5 protein-coding genes and 1 pseudogene are annotated in these 4,427 nt (G+C 57.0%); 5 read left to right on the forward strand and 1 reads right to left on the reverse strand.

Annotation, left to right across the window (positions count from 1 at the left end):
• The first annotated feature begins 565 nt into the window (after positions 1-565).
• From NW819_RS02850 to NW819_RS02860, 3 genes are all read left to right on the forward strand, one after another.
• Complete coding sequence (locus NW819_RS02850) at positions 566-1,018, forward strand: AbrB family transcriptional regulator (RefSeq protein ID WP_011432404.1); 453 nt, start codon at positions 566-568, stop codon at positions 1,016-1,018.
• Between the two features lie 134 nt (positions 1,019-1,152).
• Positions 1,153-2,556, forward strand: a complete 1,404-nt coding sequence (locus NW819_RS02855; RefSeq protein WP_414412827.1) for a 1-acyl-sn-glycerol-3-phosphate acyltransferase — start codon at positions 1,153-1,155, stop codon at positions 2,554-2,556.
• Between the two features lie 178 nt (positions 2,557-2,734).
• Positions 2,735-2,938, forward strand: coding sequence for a hypothetical protein (locus NW819_RS02860; RefSeq protein WP_041436260.1), 204 nt, complete (start codon positions 2,735-2,737; stop codon positions 2,936-2,938).
• 103 nt (positions 2,939-3,041) lie between these two features.
• Here NW819_RS02860 and NW819_RS02865 read toward each other — a convergent pair whose 3' ends face one another.
• Positions 3,042-3,572, reverse strand: a complete 531-nt coding sequence (locus tag NW819_RS02865; protein ID WP_011432401.1) for a hypothetical protein — start codon at positions 3,570-3,572, stop codon at positions 3,042-3,044.
• Positions 3,573-3,598: 26 nt separating this feature from the next.
• Here NW819_RS02865 and NW819_RS02870 point away from each other — a divergent pair, with 26 nt between their 5' ends.
• Together NW819_RS02870 and NW819_RS02875 are read left to right on the forward strand one after the other, a co-directional pair.
• Entirely contained in the window at positions 3,599-3,931 is a 333-nt protein-coding gene (locus NW819_RS02870; protein WP_414412828.1) for an OmpA family protein, read from the forward strand.
• A gap of 119 nt (positions 3,932-4,050) precedes the next feature.
• Positions 4,051-4,427 (forward strand): annotated as a pseudogene (locus tag NW819_RS02875) (hypothetical protein); the annotation flags it as partial.

Raw genomic sequence — 4,427 nt, forward strand, 5'->3', positions numbered from 1 at the left:
ATAACTTGCTTTGGGCAACTCGCGCTCACTGCGCTCCCATCTGAAGAAGTGCCGAAGAGGGGATCCCTCAGCCATTACTCAGATGTAGCCGGCCTCTGCCAAGAGATAAAAATGCCTGCTGGCCTAGGTCTGATGGCATCCAGCTTCACACCGCTCTGGCTGTCTTTTCGACCGATTTGCGCAAGGCAATCACCATCTCAGCGGCGGTTTTTTGGAAAGTCGAGCCTGTTTTCTGGCTGTGATCAGAGTTTGGGGCAGCCGACGAGTGGGGATGAGGCTGTAGAAAGCGGTGAGTCGGATCTACACCGCGGTACTACCCCCAAGGCGATCTTTTGTCAGCTCCATCCACAAAAGCCCCAGCACTCTTCAGGGCTTGAGTTCTTTTTGCCTCCATCACCTTTTGGCAAGAGCGGGAACATCTCTTGAGTGAGAAGAGGCTTTTCCTTCCGAGCTGCCGGCTCAAGGAACAGGAGAAAAACCTGTCTTCAAAAAAGCCTCCGACTTTCGGTTGCAGGGGTACACCATAAGGCTATGATCTTAGGGGAAGGATGTAGGACATTAAAAAATGTCAGATATACCACCACAACCTTTAACCGGGAAGGCTCTGCTCCAGAAGGTCGAAGCTTTGGGGCATCTTCCACGCCGAGAAACGGCAAAGCGATGTGGCTATGTAACCATGACCAAGACCAACAAGCCTCGCGTCAACTTGAATGAGTTCTATGACGCGGTGCTGGCGGCAAAAGGTCTGAGCCTCAGCCCAAGTTCCAGCCGAGACAAGCGCGGTCGTGAACCAACCTTTCGAGTCAGCGTCCACAAAAATGGGCAGTTGATCATTGGGTCGGCCTACACCGAAAAAATGAATCTCAAGCCTGGGGATGAGTTTGAGATTCAGCTGGGTTACAAGCACATTCACCTCAAGCAAGTGCTAAACGGCCAGGTGGTGGAGGAGTCAACCCCAAGCAAAGAAGCTTCCCCCAAAGCGACTCGCGGTCGCCGAAAAAAAACTGCTGGGGCTTGAACCTCTCCTGGGGTTGAGGAGAAGGGATCCAGTTGACGAACTGTCACTGCGCAGCTTTCTTCCCGCTTTGCCCTCTTTAAGATGGGATCCAAAGCCTAGGTTCACCCTCTTTCTGACCCTAGATAAGGATCCCTATGCAACAGAAGGTTCAGCCACCCCTCAAGTTTTTGCCACCGCGATTGACGCCTTGGGTCGTTCGTTTTGCTCAAGCAGGCTTGCCCTTTTGGTTGCGATGGACCAAAGGGATCCCTCGCGTTGAAGTAGAGGGGGGAGAGCGTTTGGCTCAGCTTTATCAGCAGTTTGAGGCGGGCAAGATTCGCCTGTTGGTGGCGTTTCGACACCCGACCCTCGATGATCCCCCCTGCTTGATGTACTTGTTTGCCCATCTTCTGCCGCAGGTGGCCCAACGCCAGGGGATCCGCTTTCGGGGCCGGCCCCACGTTTTGTTTGTCTACGACCGCGGCCTACCTCTGTGGCTGGGATCCGTTGCCCGTTGGGGCTTGCCGCGCTTGGGCGGGATCCCGATTTTGCGAGGCCGTCTGGATCGGGCAGGGCTAAAAAGTTCTCGTGAGCAGTTTGTATCGGGCCGATATCCGCTGGCGGTAGCTCCAGAAGGAACGATCAACGGTATGAGCAGTCTTCTCAACCCGTTGGAGCCGGGGGTAGCCCAGATGAGCTTTTGGGCGGTGGAGGATCTGCACAAGGCGGGACGGCCAGAGCAGGTGCTGATCTTGCCGGTGGGCCTTCGCTATTCCTACCTGCGGGATCCCAGTGCCGCTCTGAATAGATTGCTCAGCCGCATGGAGGCCGATTGCAAGCTGCCACCCCCGCGCTCAACCCATGCCAGTCAGGCCTTTTTGCTGGCCCGTATCCTTCGCTTGGGAGAACACCTGCTCCAGGTCATGCAGACCTTCTATGAGCGCTTCTATGCCCCTGCTCTTCCTGCTGCAGATAGAGCCCAAGTTAAAGAGGGGGATCTGTTGGCGCGTCTTCAAAGCTTGTCAGATCTGGCCCTGCGGGTGGCCGAGCAACATTTCGGCCTAGAGCCTCAAGGAGACTTCATCGAGCGGCGGCACCGCATCGAACAGGCGGGCTGGGCCTGGATCTACCGCGAAGATATTGCCGATATTGCTGGTCTCTCGGCTCTGGAGAGGGGGCTGGCCAATCGAGTGGCTGCTGAGGCCAGTTTTCACCTCTGGCACATGCGCTTGGCGGAAACCTTGATGGTGTTTGCGGTGCGCCCTGTACCTGAGCAGCCCAGTTTGAGTCTAGACGAGTTGGCGGAAACCGCCCTGCGCCTCTGGAGTCTGCTGGCTTGGATCAAAGGAGAAAATCCCGTCGGAACTGCTCCCCCCCGCTTGGGCCCCCGCCTGGCCCGTTTCAGCATTGGGGATCCCCTCTCGGTTTCCGAACGCTGGCCCGCCTACCAGGCCAACCGCCGACAAGCCGTACAAGCCCTCACCCAAGATTTACAAGCAGAAATGGAGCGGCTTATCAAAGGGATCCCGTGCTCCCCTGCGGTCCTCCCTGCTGTCTGACATGCCTAGTCGGCTCAGGGGCAAAAAGTGTAACAATTCCTGAGACATCTTGTGAGATATTTCGTGAAAGTAAGACGAACTTTTGCATTATCTGACAAGCAGGTGAAGGAAAGGGGAAGTTTCTGGCTCTTGGGGTAGAAAGGGGGCAGAAAGGAAGTGAGGCTCGTTGGCTTGGTCTATGTCTGATGAGCTGCTCCGCGCCATTCGCAGACGCGACCTGGAGGCCGCCACTTCAGCCGTGCAGCATTTGCGTTCTCGCCATTTAAGTGAAGCTGTAATCACCTCGATGGTGATGGTGGCCGTGGAGCGGTTGGCATGGGATGAAGGCGACCGGGCCGCCGCCAGTTGGTTACTGCGTCGCTGCTCCAGACGACGGCGCTGAAGGGATCCCCCCTGGCCCAGAGGTCATTGCGATACTTCCCCTTTCCCTGGATCCGAGGGGCTTCCCGTGTCAACCTGCCCACAAAGCCCTATCCGCAGAGGGATTAGCTTTCTTCCTTGCCCTTGTTCGGATCGTCGGGATGCTGTCGGTCTTCATCAAGGAACATAAGCCTCTGGCGAACAGCCAATCGGTACTCGGAGGTGCGCCGAGAGAGAGAAGTCCACGCTCCTGCGCTGCCCAATTTAGACTTCTGATATAGCAAGGACGCGCTGGGAGCGAAGCCAACGGTTTGGGCATCCCCAATGGCAGCCAGATCGGCGCTTAAGAAGACAAACTGCCAGCTCTCCTTCTCGGTTTTTTCCTTGATCATCTTCTCAATTTGCTCTTTGCGGAACTCGCGACTGGCATTCTCTTGCCCATCGGTTACCACAACCATCACAACCTTGGCCGGGCGATCTGCCTCGCTGAGTTCGCTGAGGCTCTTTTCTAGGTCGATGATGCCGCGCCCCATGGCATCCAGCAAGGGAGTAGAAGCTCGCGGCACGTAGGTCTCGCGGGTCAGCTCAGGGACCTCGGCAATTGGCTTGAAGCGGTGAATGACTTCATAGGGATCCTGGGAGTCGAACTGAACCAAGGTAAGGGTGGCACTTCCTCTACGGCATTCTCTTTGCCTATGACTCGGATCAAATCGAAGCGGCTGCCGAGCCCACCCTTGCCGAGATCGCCAAGCTGATGCGCGAGCGCACCGACCTCAGCATCCTCGTGGTCGGTCATACCGATGCGACCGGCAGCTTCGACTATAATCTGGGTCTCTCGCGACGCCGGGCCGAGGCGGTTGTCAACCGGTTGGTTCAGCTGGGTATCGAGCAACGTCGACTCTATCCGGTTGGTGTGGGGTTCTCTGCTCCTGTGGCCAGCAACACCACTGAGGAAGGCCGGGCGAAGAATCGCCGCGTGGAGTTGGTGGATCTGGCGGGTGGCAGAATCCCCTAGGGGAGAGTTTCTGAGTTTTGGCTCAGGGCAAGCATCGCCGAAACTCTGGACACTGCGGCTGCGGCGAACTAGTTTAGAGGCAACTCTTCATTTCTAGGCTATTTCAAGGGGTGGGATCCATGCTTAGGCCTAGTCTTCTGTTCTCCGGCTCGGCTTTGTTGGGTTTGCTGTCCTTGCCGTTTTTGATCGGCGAATGTGGCTGGTTGACCTCATCTCGTAAGAGCCAGAGTCCTGTCACTGAGGTTTCTCTACAAGCTTGGGAGCACTCCCTGCCCTCATCCCAGGCCTTGTTTGAAGATGAAGCAGGTTCTGGATCTTGGCTCAGGCGGCAAGCCCAGCTGCAAGAACGGGTACAGCAGCTTGAGCAGCGCTCTCTAGCTCACCAGCAGCAGGCTCATCAGTTGCTGGTACAGCAGGCAGCTCCCCAGCCCGCCGGGGGTGTTGGCCGTTCCAGCTCAAGCCCTGCCCTGTCGGCACGGCCTCGGCGTCAGGATCC

It is taken from the genome of Synechococcus sp. R8-2, from assembly GCF_047461715.1.
Lineage (GTDB): Bacteria > Cyanobacteriota > Cyanobacteriia > Thermostichales > Thermostichaceae > Thermostichus.

What these genes read in the sequence shown, in the direction of transcription:
- NW819_RS02850 (WP_011432404.1), top strand. Translation starts at nt 566, where the DNA reads ATGTCAGATATACCACCACAACCTTTAACCGGGAAGGCTCTGCTCCAG.
- NW819_RS02855 (WP_414412827.1), top strand. Translation starts at nt 1,153, where the DNA reads ATGCAACAGAAGGTTCAGCCACCCCTCAAGTTTTTGCCACCGCGATTG.
- NW819_RS02860 (WP_041436260.1), top strand. Translation starts at nt 2,735, where the DNA reads ATGTCTGATGAGCTGCTCCGCGCCATTCGCAGACGCGACCTGGAGGCC.